The following is a 16,557-nucleotide window of genomic DNA, read 5'->3' as shown; positions in this document are numbered from 1 at the left end:
CGGGTCCACCACACCATCACGCTGTCTCTCAAAGCATGGCGAGGCATCGCCACCCGATACGACAAGACTCCCGACAGCTACCCCGCCGGTCTCCACCTGCGCGCCTCGATGATCTGGATCAAGGACCTCACCAGGACCACCCGATGATCACGACTCGATATGCCCCTAGGTGACGCGCTGAGGTGCCGGACGCCAAGGGCGGGCAGGAGTTGAGTCAACGGTCAACCGGCCGTGGACGCGGGGCCTCACCCGTGGATTCCGCGTCGGTGTCGTCGGTGCCGACCGGGCCGCGGGGAAGCATCCGGTCCAGCCACTTCGGCAGCCACCAGTTGGTCCGGCCGAGGAGTGTCATGGTCGCCGGTACCAGCACCATGCGTACGACCGTGGCGTCGATGAAGATCGCGGTGGCCAGGCCGAGCCCGAACATTTTGGTGGAGGGGTCCTCGGCGACGGCGAAGGACAGGAAGACCGCCACCATGATGAGGGCGGCCGAGGTGATGATCCGGGCGGTGCCCGAGACGCCCTCAACGATCGCGGTGCCGTTGTCGCCGGTGCGCAGGTACTCCTCGCGTACGCGGGAGAGGAGGAACACCTCGTAGTCCATCGACAGGCCGAACAGGATGGCGAAGAGGAACATCGGGATGAACGACACGATCGGAACCGTCGCTTCCAGCCCGATGAGTGCGCCTCCCCAGCCCCACTGGAAGACCGCGACCATGATGCCGTAGGCCGCGCCGATGCTCAGCAGATTCAGCAGTACCGCCTTGAGCGGTACGAGTATCGAGCGGAAGACCAGCATCAGCAGCAGGAACGACATCGCCAGCACGGCGGCGACGAACACCGGCAGGCGTTGGCTGGTGCGTTGGCCCACATCGGACAGGCTCGCGGCGGCGCCGCCGACGTGGGCCCTGGCCGGGCCGTGCCCGATCGCCGTGGGCAGCACGTCGGTGCGCAGCCGGGCGATGGTGTCGGCCGTGGCCTTGTCCTGAGGGCTGGTGGTCGGGAACACCACGAGGGTCGCGATGCCGGTGGCCCGATCGATGTGCGTCGGCGCGACGGATGCGATGCCCGGATCCGCTGCGACTGTTGCGACGAGTCGGTCCAGCACTCCCGGATCACGGGCGGGGTCCGCGGCGATGACGAGGGGACCGTTGGTGCCCGGGCCGAACCCCTCGGCGACGAGGTCGTAGGCCCGGCGCTCGGTACGGCTGTGGGGCAGTGAGCCGTCGTCGGGCAGGCCGACGCGCAGGCCGAGCACGGGCAGCGTCGCCGTCAGCAGCAGCCCCGCCGCGCCGATCGCGTACAGCACCGGGTGCCGGCTGACGTGCCCGATCCAGCCCCGCCAACCGGCGGCGGGAGCGGCGCCCGCCACCGTGTCCCGCTGCCGTGCGAGTCGGCCCAGCTTCCCGGTCTGCAGAGCCCGGCCGATCCGGCCGGCCCGGGCCAGGCGTGGGCCGGCGGCGCCGAGGAAGGCTGGCAGCAGCGTCACCGACGCGAGCACCATGGTCAGGACGACGATCGAGACGGCAACCCCGCCCACCGTCATGAACGGCACGTTCGCGACCGCCATGCCGAGGATCGACACGACGACGGTTCCGCCGGCGAAGACCACCGGCCGCCCCGCCGTGGCCACCGCTCGTCCGGCCGCCTCGTGCGGATCGAGCCCGCGCGCGAGGTACTCCCGGTGCCTGGCGAGCACGAACAGCGCGTAGTCGATGCCCACTCCGAGCCCGACCATGCTGCCCAGGACCGGTGCGAAGGTGGGGACCTCTGTCACCCCCGCCAGTACCGTCATCGTGGCGACCCCGACGGTCAGTCCGAAGACCGCCATGCCGATCGGCAGCGCGGCGGCGGCGAGCGAACCGAACGCCAGGAACAGGATCGCGGCCGCGGCGAGGAGGCCGATCAACTCGCTCGCGCCGCCGTCGGGGTCGGAGAAGGCGTAGAAGAGGTTCCCGCCCATCTCGATGCGCAGGGGCAGCTCGGCGCGCAGCCGGTCGCCGAGATCGACGAGGGCGTCGAGGTCTTCGGCCGACAGCCGGCTCTGGTCGGGATACTGCACCCGGACGACCGCGATCCGCCCGTCGGCCGAGACAAGGCCGCCGAGCACGGCGGTGTCCCCGCCCGCGTCGAGTGCCCCCGCCGGGTCGCTCGTGCCGAGCACGTGCGGCAGCCGCTTCACCTCGGCCCGCAGCCGCGTGAGAGCGGTGCGCGCGCTGTCGTCGTCGAAGAACGTCGCACCGTCGTCGAGGGGGGTGACGACCACTTGGGCGGTCATCCCCTCCTGGCCGGTGCCGGCCCGCTCGATCAGTTCCGCGGCCCGTCGGGAGTCCAGCCCCGGAGCGGTCATCGAGTCCGCGGTCCGCCCGCCGAAGGCGATCGCGGCGAGGACGGCAAGCGTGGCGGCGATCAGCCATGCCGCGATCACCCGCCAGGGATGGCGGGCGGCGCTTGCGCCCAGGCGCAACAGGGCTTTCGAGAGCATCGGGTCCTCCAACCACCTCGGCGGCCGTCCTTGTACGGCCGCCGATGTCGAGGCTCGTCGCCACGGCGCTCCGCGGCATCGGCCCGCGGGCCGCGGATCCGTCGGCCCCGGGGCGGAGTGACGACCCGTCCTTTCGGCCGATGCGCGGCACGCCGCGGTCCCTAGGCTGAGAACCGTGCTACGAGACGACCTGCGAACCCTGTGGACCGAACCCCGGCCGCCCGACGCGCCCGCCCGGGTGCGGCGGGACTGGGCGCTGCTCGCCGCGGGCCTTGCCGGTGTGGCGCTGGAGGCCACCCTGCGCGAGAACGTCGTGTGGCGGCCGGTGGCGGTGGTGCTCGCCGTATGGCTGTGCCTGCTGCCCCTGTGGCGCCGGACCCGCCCGCTGGCGATGGTGACGCTGGCGTTCGGCTCGGTGATCCTGCTTCCGGTGGCCTCGCTCGTCGCCGCACCGCGCGAGCCCGTCGGCCTGTACACCGGCACGGTCGTGCTCGTGCTGGTGTACGCGCTGCCCCGGTGGGGATCGGGACGCGAGATCGTGCTGGGCGGCGCGGTGATCCTCGCGGCCGGCGCGCTGTGTGTCGTCACGGACGAGACCCCGGTCGTCGAAAAGGTCGTGGGCTTCGTCTTCCTGCTGCTGCCCGGCGTGGTCGGGGCTGCCGTGCGGTTCCGGGCGACCGCTCGCGAGCGGCAGTTGGAGCAGGTGCGCTCCCGCGAGCGCGAGCAGCTCGCCCGGGAACTGCACGACACGGTGGCCCACCACGTGTCGGCCATGGTGATCATCGCCCAGGCGGGCCGGGTGCTCGCGGGCACCGACCCGTCCGCCGCCGTCGAGGCGCTGGAGGGGGTCGAGGAGGAAGGGGCGCGCACGCTGGAGGAAATGCGCGCCATGGTCGCCGCGCTGCGCGACCGCGGGGTCGGCGCCGAGCTGGCGCCCCCTGCCGGAGTCGCGGATCTGGAGCGCCTGGTGCGCACCCCGGGTGGTCGCCTCAGGGTCGACCTGGGGCTCGACGGCGAACTGGACGCGCTGCCCCCGGCCGTGGACGCGGCCGTCTACCGGATCGTGCAGGAGTCGGTGACCAACGCGCTGCGCCATGCGGTCGACGCGACCGAGGTCGTCGTCCGGGTTGCCGCGGAACGGCACACGGTACGGGTGAGCGTGCGCGACAACGGCCGGCGCACCGGCCGGGGTCGCGACGGATACGGACTTACCGGATTGCGCGAGCGCGCGACGCTGCTCGGCGGCACACTACGAGCCGGCCCGGGTACCGACCGGGGCTGGCATGTCGACGCCGAACTGCCGAGAGCGAGGAGCGAGAGCGGTGTCCATTCGCGTCCTCGTCGCTGACGATCAGACGATCATCCGCACCGGGTTGCGGATCATGCTGAACGCCCAGCCCGGCATCGAGGTGGTCGGCGAGGCCGCCGACGGGCGGGAAGCGGTACGTCTGGCCCGCGAACTGCGCCCCGACGTCTGTCTGTTCGACATCCGCATGCCCGTACTCGACGGGCTCGAGGCCACCCGGCTGGTCGCCGGCCCGGGCGTCGCCGACCCGCTGGCCGTGGTCGTCATCACCACGTTCGACCTCGACGAGTACGTCTACGGCGCGCTGCGTGCCGGCGCCCGCGGATTCCTCCTCAAGGACACGGGACCAGACCTTCTGGCCCAGGCCGTACGGTCGGCGTCCGGCGGTGAGGCGCTCATTGCGCCCAGCGTCACCGTCCGTCTGCTCCAGGCATTCGCGGACCTGCCCGCCGGCCGGCCCGTGGCCCAGCCGGTCTCCCCCGTCACCGCCCGCGAGGAGCAGGTGCTCCTCGCCGTCGCTCGCGGGCTGACCAACACCGAGATCGCCGATGCACTGCACATCAGCCTCAGCACGGTGAAGACGCATCTGGCCAGCCTGATGGCCAAACTCGGCGCCCGCAACCGGGTCGAGATCGCGATGTGGGCCTACGAAACGCGCCGTATCCTCCCCGGAACCTGAGCCGGTGCCGGGCCATGTCCCATGAGTCCCCGCCCGGACATCAGTGCACCGGTCGGCTCACGTCGGCTCCACGTGCCTCACCCGCCCCAGAGCGTGACGTACCAGGAGGCCGGAACTGGGACGGTGAGACACCCGATACGACAAGACTCCCGACAGCTACCTCGCCAGTCTCCACCTGCACGCCTCGATGATCTGGATCAAAGACCTCACCAGGACCACCCGGTGATCACGACTCGATACGCGCCCTAGCAGGGCCATCGCGGTGATCTGTGCGGCGAGCTGTTGTCCGGTCGCCACCATCGTCGCGTCGGAGCGGGCGGCTCGGCCAGTCACAGGACGGCCGATGTCAGTCCTACCCTCAGTGGCAGAATGATGATCAGGACGCCGCGGCGGAACGGGGGTAGAGGGGTGTCGGCACGGGCTGACTTGTACAGTCCCGTTCTTCCTCCTCCACCTGTAATCAGGTCATCCGCGTGTCACCCCGGCGCCGCCAGCGCCCAGGCACAAGTCCCCGGATTCTCCGCCGCCCCGACCATCAACGGAACCGGACGACCGGTTCGGCCCATGGCTTGCCCGGCAGTTGCGGCGAGCCGGTCTGACGCAGTCGGATCTGGCCATGGAGTTGGGCCTGACCAGGGCCGCGGTCAGTGCTTGGGTTACGGGCCGTGCGGAGCCGCGTAGCGAAGTACGTCGGCAAATGACCAAGGTCCTTGAAGGAATTCGGCAGTTCGCTCCGCTGGAGCGGTGGAGGACTGGCGCTGCGGTGCTGATCGGCGTATCCGATTACACGCATTTGCCCTCGGTGCCCTCCATCAAGAACAATCTGTCCGCGCTCACCGAGGTGGCGTTGACGGGGCTCGGGATCCCGCACAGCAACGTGCACACGGTAGAGAATCCCACTTCAGCGGCACAGGTGCACGAGAAGATCGACCTCGCCATGGACGCCGCGGATCCCGTGTCCGGTGGTCTCTTCATTTACTACGCCGGTCACGGCTGGACCGATCCTCGGAACGGACGCCTCTTGCTCCGTCTGGTCGAGTCGAACCAGCATAAGACCTGGACTGCCATGGAGTTCGACCGACTCCGCGAGCAGATTGCGGATTCGCCGGTCGGCTCGCGTCTGTTGGTCCTGGACAGCTGTTACAGCGGGGCAGCGCTTGACACCCTCTCAGCCGGCCTGAGTAGCGCGTCACGGATCGATGGCACCTACGTGATGACGTCCTCCAATGCCACCAACGCGTCACGCGCCCCGCAGGGCGACCATTCACTACCATTTCCGGTGAGATCGTTGAGGATCACGAAAGGCCGGGGCCGACGGGCCGGCAGACGAGGCGCATCCCCGGTGGTGGCGTGTGTCGTGCGAACGGTCAGGATGCCATCCCAGCCGGCATCGTCTTGGCGGGGGATGAAGCGCAGAATGCACTCGTTGGGTAGGCAGATGTGCGCTGCATCGTCGGCGATCAGGTCCGGTCCCGCGAGCGCATCGCCGAGGACTTGAGGGATGCGGTCGTCATGCACCGGATGTTCGGGCACCACGACCCTCTCCAGATGCCAGTCGAGACCGTGCTCCGCCTCCACCGCAGTGGCGGTGATCTTCTGGTGGCCTGCCAGACGGCTCCAGATGCCAGGCCGGCGCATCAGGGCGCTGGCGAGGAAGCGCGAGGTTCGATGGTGTGTCAGGGGCGTAATCGGGTCGGACTTCCGCCGCATCGACCTGCGCAGCGCGTTTTGACGGCCTCCCTTTGGCTTTGGGCGCGGTGCGCTCTGCGTCCACAGAGGGCGGTGCCCGGCGGACTCGACTCCGATTCGATGCTCGGTCAATAGGTGCGCTAGATCCAATCCGCGGGACCAGCCGGGCACTCCGGAGATCCGGGTCAGTCCGGAGGTCATCGGCCTCATCGTCCTGCCGCCGCTGCTGTACGCCAGCGCCGAGGAACTGTCCTGGCGCGAGCTGCGGCTGGTGTGGAAGCCGGTCAGCGTGCTCGCGGTCGGTCTGGTCCTGGCCTCGGCGGCCGCGGTCGTCGTCGCCGCGGCCTCCGCCGGGCCTCCCCCGTTGCCTACCGCCGATGCCCATGACATTCCCCCTCGTGAACCACGTAGATCACAGCAAACGCACCGATGGTACGACCGATGCCGGTGGTGTTTACGACTCATTTACGGCACCCCGGTGCCTGGCATCAGCGGCGCGTCAGGAAGTGCGGATGTGCCGTAAGAGGGGCGTCAACGTGGTGCGTTGGTACACGGCGGTGATCGCAGACTGAGTGGCAGGGGAAGCGGACGGCCGTCCGTGATGCGAGGTTGGAGGGCGCGTGACGATCACCGCCGAGGCCACGCCCAGTCCGGACCGCGGGGGGTCGGGCTGGAGCCGGGACGCGTCACGGACGGGCCGTCCCGTGCACTGCCGCGCGAGTCTCGTCGTATGGAAGCCGTCAAAGTCGCACCCACGGCCGTATGGACGTCGTCAACGCCTCCCGAGGCGGCCGAAAACCGCTGTTCCCTCCGGTTATCCGTACTCACAGGACGTACGACAGGAAGGCGGCACGGCGATGTCCCGGGTGCTGGTGGTGGATGACGAACCGCAGCTTGCGCGGTTGCTGGTGATCAATCTGAAGGCGCGGAGGTACGACGTGGACTGCGCGCAGGACGGGGGCACAGCCCTGGAGGCCGTGGCGGCCGGCCGCCCGGACGCGGTCCTGCCGGACCTCGGGCTGCCCGACATGGACGGGAAACACCGGCACGGCTTCGCCATGACGGTGGCCGATCGTCGTAGCGCGGACCGCTGTTCATGACTCCATCCCAGCGCATCACGGATGCCGGGGCAAGATCCTGAACGGGACTTTGACGGCCTTCTGATGGCCGTCGGGTGACCGCGCGAATCAGGTCTTCGCGCAGGTCATCAGGGCCGCGTCAAAGATCGACGGCAGTGCGGAACGAACGCGTCAAGGAACGTTGCCATGGACGCCGGCCGGGAACAGACTGGCGGAGCGACGGAGCCGGTGACGGTCCGGTGGCACGCGGCTGGAGGTCGGTGACCTGAACACCGTCGAAGGTGCGCATGGTCCGGCCGTGGGGGTACGGGCCGATGCGACCGCGTGCTGGTCACCGTCGCACAACACATGAGCCGTCCAGCTCCCGGTGTGGGGATACCGGAGCTGGGCGGCTCGCGTGTTTCGGGCATCAACGCGCACACCGACAAGTGATCCCTCCTGGCAAGTAGTTGCTAATGCGGCAAGTAGGTGCCGAGTGGGCAGGTTCAAGGCTGCTCGGCGACGACGGGAGGGGGGCTGTTCGCCGCGTGGCAGCTCGCTCTCGTTCCGGCGGTGCTGATGTGGCACGGGCGGACGGGGACACTCGTCAGCACGTTGGCGAACGCCGTTGTGGTCATGGGGCTGTCCATGTTCGCCACGAGGCAGCCCGTGGTCCCGCGCGGCCACGGCGGCAGGCATCTCAGGGTGATCGGCGCCTGGGCGGTCGCCTACGTCCTGACGCTCGTGCTCGGCTTCACCGTCTTCCTGGACAGTCTCGCCTTTGTGGACGTGGCCGCCGTCGCCTGCGCACTGCCGGCCGCCGCCGCGGCCTGGCGTGAGGCGCGCGCCGTATGACGCCGGACGTCTCCGTGGGTGGCAGTCAGGGCCCTCATCCGCGACACGGACTCGCACCCCTGCTGGCGTCGGCCGTGCGACTGTCGATCGTCGTGGCTCTCGCTCCTGTGGAGAAGGCCGAGTTCGCCTATGTGCGGGACCTCGTGGAGATCACGGACTCTGCCTTGTCGAAACGGGTCTCGCGCCTGGAAGAAGTGGGCTGGGTGACGGTGGAGAAGGGGCAGGTCGGGCGCCGGCCCCGGACCTGGCTGTCTCTGACCGAGGAGGGGATGACCACCTATCGGCGTCACCTCGCCGCCCTCACGGCCATCGCGGGCCCACTGAGTTGATGCGGGGGGATGATCGCCGGCCACAGGATGTGACCGGCGATCATCGGGCCTGGTCTGGGGGCTGGTTCAGGTGACCGCCGACGTCGGGAGAACCGCCGTGACCGGCGGTGCGCCGCCCGCTATGGGGAGGGTGATGACCATGGTGAGGCCGCCGCCGGGAGTGTCCTCGGCCGTCAGCGTGCCGCCGATGGCCTCGGTGAAGCCGCGGGCGACCGCGAGGCCGAGTCCCACGCCCGCGCCGCGCGGGGCGTCGCCGTGGCGCTGGAAGGGTTCGAAGATGCGGTCCTTGGCCTCGTCCGGGACGCCGGGGCCGCGGTCGACGACGCGCAGTTCCACGCGCTCGTGCAGGGCGCTGGCCGTGACGTTGACGGGCTGGCCGTCGGGGCTGTATTTGACGGCGTTCTCGACGATGTTGGCGACGGCTCGTTCGAGCAGGCCGCGGTCGACGGCGATCATGGGGAGGGTTTCGGGGATGTCGAGCTCGACGCTGTCCTCCGGGACGCCGCCCAGGGCCATCGGTACGACCTCGTCGAGGTCGGTCTCGCGGATCAGCGGGACGACGGTGCCGGTGTTGAGGCGGGACATGTCGAGGAGGTTCCCGATCAGGGCGGCGAGGCGGTCAGCGCCGTCCTCGATGCCTTCGAGGAGTTCGGCCTTGTCTTCCTCGGACCATTCGACGTCGTCGGAGCGGAGCGAGCTTACCGAGGCCTTGATGCCGGCGAGTGGGGTCCGTAGATCGTGGCTGACTGCGGCGAGCAGCGCGGTGCGGATGCGGTTGGCTTCGGCGAGTTCGCGCGACTTCTCGGCCTCGTCGACGAGGCGCTGGCGGTCGAGTACGACGGCTGCCTGGGCGGCGAAGGCGCCGAGGACCCGCCGGTCCTCGGCGCGCAGGACCCGGCCGATCAGGGCGAGCGCCATGTTGTCGCCGATGGGCAGGTCGACGTCCGCGTCCTCGGGCCGGCTGACGGGGCTGGTGCCGACGGCTGCGGCCGTGGTCCAGGGTTCGACCTCGCTGGTCCGTTCGAGGAGCACAACCGACTGCATGGCGAAGGTTTCGCGCAGGCGCTCGAGGAGGGCATCGAGGGAGTTCTCGCCGCGCAGGACGCTGCCTGCGAGGAAGGAGAGGATCTCGGACTCTGCGCGCAGCCGCGCCGCTTGGTGGGTGCGGCGGGCGGCCAGGTCGACCACGGAGGCCACCGACACCGCGACGCCGACGAAGATCGCGATGGCGACGATGTTCTTCGGGTCGGAGATGGTGAACTCGTGCAGCGGCGGCGTGAAGTAGTAGTTCAGGAGCAGGGATCCGAAGGCCGCCGAGGCCAGCGCGGGGAGCAGGCCGCCGAGCAGGGCGGCCGCCACCGTGCAGGTGAGGAAGAGCAGCATGTCGTTGGCGAGCCCGAGGTCGGGGACGACCTGGTTCAGCAGGACGGTGAGCAGGGCGGGGCCGGCGAGGCCGGCGAGCCACCCCCAGATGAGCCGGGAGCGGCCGAGCCGCGCGCCTCGGGCGACGGGCAGGCCGCGGCCCTTGGCGGCCTCGTCGTGGGTGACGATGTGGACGTCGAGGTCCGGTCCGGACTCGCGGGCGACGGTGGCGCTCACGCCGGGGCTGAAAACGGATTGCCAGGAGCGGCGCCGGCTGACTCCCAGCACGATCTGGGTGGCGTTGCACCCGCGGGCGAACTCGAGGAGCGCGTCGGGGACGTTGTCGCCTATGACGTGGTGGAAGGTGCCGCCGAGGTCTTCGACCAGCGTGCGCTGGACGGCGAGTTCCTTGGGGGATGCGGAGGTGAGGCCGTCACTCGCCGCGATGTAGACGGCAAGTACCTCGCCGCCCGCACCCTTCTCGGCGAGCCGGGCGGCACGGCGGATGAGCGTACGTCCCTCGGGGCCGCCGGTGAGGCCGACGACGATGCGTTCGCGGGCTTGCCAGGTGGAGCGGATGTTGTGCTCGCCGCGGTACTCCTGGAGGTATTCGTCGACGCGGTCGGCGACCCACAGCAGGGCCAGTTCACGCAGGGCGGTGAGGTTGCCGGGCCGGAAGTAGTTGGACAGGGCGGCGTCGACCTTGTCGGGCTTGTAGATGTTTCCGTGGGCCATGCGGCGGCGCAGGGCCTGCGGGGACATGTCGACCAGCTCGATCTGGTCGGCGCGCCGGGCCACTTCGTCGGGGACGGTCTCGCGCTGACGGACCCCGGTGATCGTCTCGACCACGTCGCCCAGTGATTCCAGGTGCTGGATGTTGACGGTGGACACGACGTCGATGCCGGCTTGGAGGAGCTCCTCCACGTCCTGCCACCGCTTGGCATTGCGGGAGCCGGGCACGTTGGTGTGGGCCAGCTCGTCCACCAGCGCCACAGCGGGGCGGCGGGCGAGGATCGCGTCCACGTCCATCTCGGTGAAGGTGCTGCCCCGGTACTCGATCTCGCGCCGCTCGATCAGTTCCAGGCCGTGCAGCATCACCTCGGTGCGTGGGCGCTTGTGGTGTTCTACGAAGCCGACGACGCAGTCGGTGCCCCGCTCGATCCGGCGGTGTGCCTCGGAGAGCATCGCGTACGTCTTGCCGACGCCCGGCGCCGCGCCGAGGTAGATGCGGAGCTTGCCGCGTCCCATGTTCCGACTCTTCTTCTCTGCTGACGACGGGGTCCGTGCCGTGGATCGGGCGGGTGATCAGGGTTCGAAGCGGTAGCCCATGCCAGGCTCGGTGATCAGATACCGCGGGTGCGAGGGGTCCGCCTCCAGTTTGCGCCGTAGCTGGGCCATGTAGACACGCAGGTAGTTGGTGTTCTCCCCGTAGGTCGGTCCCCAGACCTCCAGCAGGAGCTGCCCCTGCGTGATCAATCGGCCCGGGTGGGTGATGAGGATCTCCAGCAGGTGCCACTCGGTCGGGGTCAGCCGTACGGTGCGCTCGCCCCGTCGCACCTTCTTCGCGACCAGGTCAACGGTGAACTCGTCGGTCGTGACCACGGCGACTTCGTCAGCCGGTGAAGCTCCTGGTGTTTCCTGTCTCCGGGCAGCTGCCCGCAGCCGGGCCAGGAGCTCGTCCATGCTGAACGGTTTCGTCACGTAGTCGTCGGCGCCGGCGTCCAAGGCCCTGATCTTGTCCTCCGACGTGTGGCGTGCGGACAGGACCAGGATGGGGACCTTGCTCCAGTCGCGGACACCCTTGATGACGTCGATGCCGTCCATGTCGGGCAGCCCGAGGTCAAGCACTATGACATCCGGCTTGCGGGCGGCCGCGAGCCGCAGGGCCGATCCGCCGTCTGAAGCCTCTTCGACCTCGAAATTGCGCGCCTGGAGATTGATCTTCAGCGCGCGGACGAGCTGAGGGTCGTCCTCCACCACCAGCACCCGGGTCATCGGTGTGCAGCCTTTCCGTTCGTCAGGGGCACGGCAGGAAGCCGGCGGGGCGCTGGGGCACTCACCCAGCCTCCGGCCGGGGGCTCCCCCACCCAGCAGTGGCTGGGGGAGCTCCGCGCCCCGCCGGCTCTCAGTCCGTGCGGATGCGGACCTCAGCTCTTGGACAGCGACTTCAGGGCGATGTTGAGCTCCAGGACGTTGACGCGGGGCTCGCCCATGAAGCCGAGCGTGCGGCCCTCGGTGTGGTCCTCGACCAGCTTCTCGACCTGCTTGACGTCGAGCTTGTTCTGCTCGGCGACCCGGTGGACCTGGATCTTCGCGTACTCGGGGGAGATGTTCGGGTCGAGGCCGGAGCCGGAGGAGGTGACGGCGTCGGCCGGCACGTCCTCGGGCTTGACCTGGTAGCCGGCGGTGGAGTTGTCCGCGACGACCGCGTCCTTGGCGGCGACGACCTGGGCGCAGAGGGTGCCCTCCTCGGCGTCCTTGGTGCACTTGCCGCTGACCGCGCCGTTGTCGGCGGAGCGGTTGGTGGCGCCGGAGAGGATCAGCGAGTACTGCGTGTTGACGCTGTTGCTGCCCAAGCCGTTGGAGGGGCGCGGCTGGAACCACTTCAGGTCCGGCTTGGCTGCCTCGTCCGCGTCGTTCGGGTCCTTCTTCGGCAGGTTGTAGCTCTGCCCGATGAGCGAGGAGCCGACGACCTGGCCGCTCTTGTCCTTGATCTCGGAACCGTTGGCCTTGTCGTTGAACAGGGCCTGGGCGATGCCGGTGACGGCGAGGGGGTAGATGACCCCGCAGATCACGGTCAGGACGAGCAGGGCCCGGAGGCCCGCACCGATCAGGCGCGCTGTGTTGCCTACAGAGTTGTTCATTGTCGTCTCAGCACGTTCCTAGTTCAGGCGAGCCCGGGGATGAGGGAGATGAGCATGTCGATGATCTTGATGCCGATGAACGGGGCGATCAGGCCGCCCACGCCGTACAGCCCCAGGTTGCGGCGGAGCATCTTGTCGGCGCTGGTGGGCTTGTACTGGACGCCCTTCAGGGCGAGCGGTACCAGCGCGATGATGATCAGCGCGTTGAAGATGACCGCGGACAGGATCGCCGAGTTCGGCGAGTGCAGGCCCATGATGTTGAGCTTGTCCAGGCCCGGGTAGACCACGGCGAACATGGCCGGGATGATCGCGAAGTACTTCGCGACGTCGTTGGCGATGGAGAACGTCGTCAGGGCGCCTCGGGTGATGAGGAGTTGTTTGCCGATCTCGACGATCTCGATGAGTTTGGTGGGGTTGGAGTCCAGGTCCACCATGTTCCCGGCCTCCTTGGCGGCCGAGGTGCCGGTGTTCATGGCCACGCCGACGTCGGCCTGCGCGAGGGCCGGGGCGTCGTTCGTACCGTCACCGGTCATCGCGACGAGCTTGCCTCCCGCCTGCTCCCGCTTGATGAGGGCCATCTTGTCCTCGGGCGTCGCTTCCGCGAGGAAGTCGTCCACGCCCGCTTCTTCCGCGATGGCCTTCGCGGTCAGCGGGTTGTCACCCGTGATCATGACGGTCTTGATGCCCATGCGGCGCAGTTCGTCGAACCGCTCGCGCATGCCCTCCTTGACGACGTCCTTGAGGTGGATGACACCCAGGATCCGGGCGCCCTTCTCGTCCTTGACGGCGACGAGGAGCGGGGTGCCGCCGGCTTCCGAGATCTGGTTGGCGAGGAGGTCGGCGTCGTCGGAGACCTGGCCGCCCTGCTCCTTGACCCAGGTGATGACCGAACCGGCAGCGCCCTTACGGGTCTTGCGGCCGTCGACGTCAACGCCCGACATACGGGTCTGGGCGGTGAACGCGATCCACTCGGCGTGGGCCAGCTCGCCCTGGTGGCGTTCGCGCAGCCCGTACTTCTCCTTCGCCAGCACGACGATGGAGCGGCCCTCGGGGGTCTCGTCCGCGAGGGAGGACAGCTGGGCGGCGTCGGCCAGCTCCGCTGCCGTGGTGCCCTTGACGGGGACGAACTCCGACGCCTGGCGGTTGCCGAGGGTGATCGTGCCCGTCTTGTCGAGCAGGAGGGTCGAGACGTCGCCCGCGGCCTCGACGGCCCGGCCGGACATGGCGAGGACGTTGCGCTGGACCAGGCGGTCCATGCCCGCGATGCCGATCGCGGAGAGCAGCGCGCCGATCGTGGTCGGGATCAGGCAGACCAGCAGGGCCGTGAGCACGATCATCGACTGCTCGGCCCCCGCATAGATCGCGAAGGGCTGCAGCGTGACGACCGCGAGCAGGAAGACGATCGTCAGCGAGGCGAGCAGGATGTTCAGCGCGATCTCGTTCGGCGTCTTCTGCCGGGCCGCGCCCTCGACCAGGGCGATCATGCGGTCAATGAACGTCTCGCCCGGCTTCGTCGTGATCTTGATGACGATCCGGTCGGACAGCACCTTCGTACCACCCGTGACCGCCGAGCGGTCGCCGCCGGACTCGCGGATCACCGGAGCGGACTCGCCCGTGATCGCGGACTCGTCGACGGAAGCGACGCCCTCGACGACGTCACCGTCGCCGGGGATGGTGTCGCCGGCCTCGCAGACCACCAGGTCGCCGATCTTGAGCTCGGTACCGGGGACCTGTTCCTCGCCCGTACCGTCCCTCGTCAGGCGGCGGGCGACGGAGTCGGTCTTGGCCTTGCGCAGGGTGTCGGCCTGGGCCTTTCCGCGGCCCTCGGCGACGGCCTCCGCCAGGTTGGCGAAGATGGTGGTCAGCCACAGCCATGCCGTGATGGCCCAGCCGAACCAGTCCGTCGGGTCCTTCAGCGCGAGGACGGTGGTGACCACCGAGCCGATCAGGACGACGAACATGACCGGCGACTTGATCATGATGCGCGGGTCGAGCTTCTTCACCGCGTCGGGGAAGGACTTGAGCAGGGCCTTCGGGTCGAACAGGCCGCCGCCGACGCGCCCTGCCGGGGCCTTGTGTCCGGTGGGCAGGTCTTCGTGCGGAGCACGGGTGGGGGTGATGGTGCTCATGAGGCGAGCCCTTCGGCGAGCGGACCCAGCGCGAGGGCGGGGAAGTAGGTCAGACCGGTGATGATGAGGATCGTGCCGACGAGGAGGCCCGCGTAGAGCGGCTTGTCGGTACGGAGGGTGCCCGTCGTCTCGGGTACGGGTTTCTGCTCGGCGAGCGAGCCGGCCAGTGCCAGGACGAACACCATCGGCAGGAAGCGGCCCAGCAGCATGGCGATGCCGATGGTGCTGTTGAACCACTGGGTGTCGGCGTTCAGGCCGGCGAAGGCCGAGCCGTTGTTGTTGGCGCCCGAGGTGTAGGCGTACAGGACCTCGGAGAACCCGTGCGCCCCGGAGTTCAGCATCGAGTGCGGCGGGGTCGGCATGGCCATCGCGGCTGCGGTGAAGCAGAGCACCAGGGCCGGGGTGATGAGGATGTAGCAGGCGGCGAGTTTGATCTGGCGGGTGCCGATCTTCTTGCCCAGGTACTCGGGGGTCCGGCCGACCATCAGGCCGGCGATGAACACCGCGATGATCGCCATGATCAGCATGCCGTAGAGGCCGGAGCCGACGCCGCCGGGCGCGATCTCGCCGAGCTGCATGCCCAGCAGCTGGATGCCGCCGCCCAGGCCTGTGTAGGAGGAGTGGAAGGAGTTGACCGCACCGGTCGAGGTCAGTGTCGTGGTGACCGAGAAGATCGCGGAGGCGCCGATCCCGAAGCGGGTCTCCTTGCCCTCCATCGCCCCGCCGGCGACGTCGAACGCCGGACCGTGGTGGGCGAATTCGGTCCACATCATCAGGGCGGTGAAGCCGAGCCAGATGACGCCCATGGTCGCGAGGATCGCGTAACCCTGGCGCAGGTTGCCGACCATGCGGCCGAAGGTGCGGGTCAGCGCGAACGGGATGACGAGGATCAGGAAGATCTCGAACAGGTTCGAGAACGGGGTCGGGTTCTCGAAGGGGTGGGCGGAGTTGGCGTTGAAGTAACCGCCGCCGTTCGTGCCGAGCTCCTTGATGACCTCCTGGGAGGCGACGGCGCCGCCGTTCCACTGCTGCGTGCCGCCCATGCCGTGCCCATTCAAAAACTGGCCGACCTCGTGGATCCCGGAGAAGTTCTGGATCGCGCCGCAGGCGACCAGGACGATCGCGCCGATCACCGAGATCGGCAGCAGGATGCGGAAGACACCGCGGACCAGATCGGACCAGAAGTTGCCGAGCTCACCGGTGCGGGAGCGGGCGAAGCCCCGTACGAGGGCCACCGCGACGGCCATGCCCACGGCCGCCGAGACGAAGTTCTGGACCGCGAGGCCGCCGGTCTGCACGACGTGGCCCATGGCCTGCTCGCCGTAGTACGACTGCCAGTTCGTGTTCGCCACGAACGACGCGGCGGTGTTGAAGGCCTGGTCCGGGTCGATCGCGGAGAACCCGAGCGAGCCGGGCAGGACGCCCTGCGCCCTCTGCAGGGCATAGAGGAACAGGACACTCACCGCTGAGAAGGCGAGGACGGCACGCAGGTAGGCGGGCCAGCGCATCTCGGCCGTCGGGTTGGCGCCGATCGCCTTGTAGATCCACTTCTCCGGCTTGTAGTGCTTCTCGGAGGAGTAGACGCGGGCCATGTAGTCGCCCAGCGGGCGGTAGGCCAGCGCGAGCGCGGCGATCAGTGCGAGGAGCTGGAGCACACCAGCGAGAACGGGACTCATCGGTGGCTAGAACCTCTCCGGGTACACAAGGGCGAGGACGAGGTATCCGAGCAGGGAGACGGCCACGAGCAGGCCGACGATGTTTTCGGCGTTCACAGCTTGGTCACCCCCCGGGCGATGAGAGC

Annotated in this window: 12 protein-coding genes and 2 pseudogenes; 7 read left to right on the top strand and 7 right to left on the bottom strand. The window is 69.1% G+C overall.

Annotated elements, in window-relative coordinates:
- Positions 1 to 214: 214 nt before the first annotated feature.
- Positions 215 to 2,485: an MMPL family transporter gene (locus OHT74_RS06080; protein ID WP_328619619.1), complete on the bottom strand. Its 2,271-nt coding sequence runs from the start codon at positions 2,483 to 2,485 to the stop codon at positions 215 to 217.
- A gap of 175 nt (positions 2,486 to 2,660) precedes the next feature.
- On the opposite strand from OHT74_RS06080, the gene OHT74_RS06075 reads away from it, so the two are divergent.
- The 7 genes and pseudogenes from OHT74_RS06075 (at position 2,661) to OHT74_RS06045 (ending at position 8,401) form a co-directional block, all read left to right on the top strand.
- Positions 2,661 to 3,833, top strand: coding sequence for a sensor histidine kinase (locus OHT74_RS06075; RefSeq protein WP_328619618.1), 1,173 nt, complete (start codon positions 2,661 to 2,663; stop codon positions 3,831 to 3,833).
- Positions 3,808 to 4,470: a response regulator gene (locus OHT74_RS06070; protein WP_030832911.1), complete on the top strand. Its 663-nt coding sequence runs from the start codon at positions 3,808 to 3,810 to the stop codon at positions 4,468 to 4,470. Before OHT74_RS06075 ends, OHT74_RS06070 begins: the two co-directional genes overlap by 26 nt.
- A 580-nt stretch (positions 4,471 to 5,050) precedes the next feature.
- Positions 5,051 to 5,968: a caspase, EACC1-associated type gene (locus tag OHT74_RS06065; protein WP_328619617.1), complete on the top strand. Its 918-nt coding sequence runs from the start codon at positions 5,051 to 5,053 to the stop codon at positions 5,966 to 5,968.
- Between the two features lie 354 nt (positions 5,969 to 6,322).
- A pseudogene (locus OHT74_RS06060) lies at positions 6,323 to 6,517 on the top strand (cation:proton antiporter domain-containing protein); the annotation flags it as partial.
- 499 nt (positions 6,518 to 7,016) lie between these two features.
- Positions 7,017 to 7,196 (top strand): annotated as a pseudogene (locus OHT74_RS06055) (response regulator transcription factor); the annotation flags it as partial.
- Positions 7,197 to 7,865: 669 nt separating this feature from the next.
- The gene (locus tag OHT74_RS06050; RefSeq protein ID WP_328619616.1) at positions 7,866 to 8,072 is read left to right on the top strand and encodes a hypothetical protein; all 207 of its coding nucleotides are present in this window, start codon (positions 7,866 to 7,868) and stop codon (positions 8,070 to 8,072) included.
- Positions 8,073 to 8,164: 92 nt separating this feature from the next.
- The gene (locus OHT74_RS06045; protein ID WP_443047291.1) at positions 8,165 to 8,401 is read left to right on the top strand and encodes a transcriptional regulator; all 237 of its coding nucleotides are present in this window, start codon (positions 8,165 to 8,167) and stop codon (positions 8,399 to 8,401) included.
- A gap of 66 nt (positions 8,402 to 8,467) precedes the next feature.
- On the opposite strand, the gene OHT74_RS06040 is transcribed toward OHT74_RS06045, so the two are convergent.
- The 6 genes from OHT74_RS06040 to kdpF all read right to left on the bottom strand — a co-directional run bounded on the left by OHT74_RS06040 (position 8,468) and on the right by kdpF (position 16,528).
- Positions 8,468 to 11,011 (bottom strand): sensor histidine kinase KdpD, encoded by a 2,544-nt coding sequence (locus OHT74_RS06040; RefSeq protein ID WP_328619615.1) that lies wholly within the window; start codon positions 11,009 to 11,011, stop codon positions 8,468 to 8,470.
- Between the two features lie 57 nt (positions 11,012 to 11,068).
- The gene (locus OHT74_RS06035; RefSeq protein WP_328619614.1) at positions 11,069 to 11,758 is read right to left on the bottom strand and encodes a response regulator; all 690 of its coding nucleotides are present in this window, start codon (positions 11,756 to 11,758) and stop codon (positions 11,069 to 11,071) included.
- 152 nt (positions 11,759 to 11,910) lie between these two features.
- The gene (locus tag OHT74_RS06030) at positions 11,911 to 12,627 is read right to left on the bottom strand and encodes a potassium-transporting ATPase subunit C (protein ID WP_328619613.1); all 717 of its coding nucleotides are present in this window, start codon (positions 12,625 to 12,627) and stop codon (positions 11,911 to 11,913) included.
- A gap of 23 nt (positions 12,628 to 12,650) precedes the next feature.
- The gene (kdpB, locus tag OHT74_RS06025; RefSeq protein WP_328619612.1) at positions 12,651 to 14,756 is read right to left on the bottom strand and encodes a potassium-transporting ATPase subunit KdpB; all 2,106 of its coding nucleotides are present in this window, start codon (positions 14,754 to 14,756) and stop codon (positions 12,651 to 12,653) included.
- Positions 14,753 to 16,432 carry a potassium-transporting ATPase subunit KdpA gene (gene kdpA / locus OHT74_RS06020; protein WP_328619611.1) on the bottom strand — a complete coding sequence of 560 codons (1,680 nt, stop codon included), beginning with the start codon at positions 16,430 to 16,432 and terminating at the stop codon, positions 14,753 to 14,755. The genes kdpB and kdpA overlap by 4 nt, the downstream gene beginning before the upstream one ends.
- 6 nt (positions 16,433 to 16,438) lie before the next feature.
- Positions 16,439 to 16,528, bottom strand: a complete 90-nt coding sequence (gene kdpF, locus OHT74_RS06015) for a K(+)-transporting ATPase subunit F (RefSeq protein ID WP_328619610.1) — start codon at positions 16,526 to 16,528, stop codon at positions 16,439 to 16,441.
- Positions 16,529 to 16,557: the final 29 nt, after the last annotated feature.

The organism is Streptomyces sp. NBC_00354 (genome assembly GCF_036106915.1).
In the GTDB taxonomy this organism is placed as follows: Bacteria; Actinomycetota; Actinomycetes; order Streptomycetales; family Streptomycetaceae; genus Streptomyces.
Note: the sequence above shows the minus strand (reverse complement) of the source record. Positions and strands in the feature narration are given on the sequence as shown.